Here is a 408-nt window from a genome sequence, read left to right as displayed (position 1 = left end):
TTGCGTGATCATGGATTCGATCAGGGCAATCTGGCCCTCGATGTCGGTTGCCGCCTGGCCCTGGCCGGTGACCAACTCGACTTCAGGATGAGCGGCGGCGTATTTCTTGGCCGCGTCCTCCATGGTCGAGTAGAACGGCACCGGGAATTTCGTAATCAGGCCGACCTTGATCTTGTCGGCGGCCGAAGCCGGCATCGCGCACGCAACGGCGATCGCCAGCCCAGCGAACAGTTTTCGGTTCATTGGCATTCCATTCCTCCCTTGGATTGAGGCGTCTTCCGGCGGAAGTCGCTTCAGGCATTTGCGGACCGCAACAGTCCCCAAATCTCGGACGGATCAGGCTCCCACGATCATGGAGACCAGTTCCTGCTTGTTGTCCTTGGTCGGCACCAGTTCGCCGACCAAGGA

General features: G+C 59.8%; 1 pseudogene. It reads right to left on the bottom strand.

Features of this window, described 5'->3' with window-relative positions:
* Positions 1 to 243 (bottom strand): annotated as a pseudogene (locus tag EOA32_RS37965) (sugar ABC transporter substrate-binding protein); the annotation flags it as partial.
* Between the last annotated feature and the right edge of the window lie 165 nt (positions 244 to 408).

Origin of the sequence: Mesorhizobium sp. M1A.F.Ca.ET.072.01.1.1 (genome assembly GCF_004023325.1) — a bacterium.
Taxonomy (GTDB): Bacteria; Pseudomonadota; Alphaproteobacteria; order Rhizobiales; family Rhizobiaceae; genus Mesorhizobium.
Note: the sequence above shows the minus strand (reverse complement) of the source record. Positions and strands in the feature narration are given on the sequence as shown.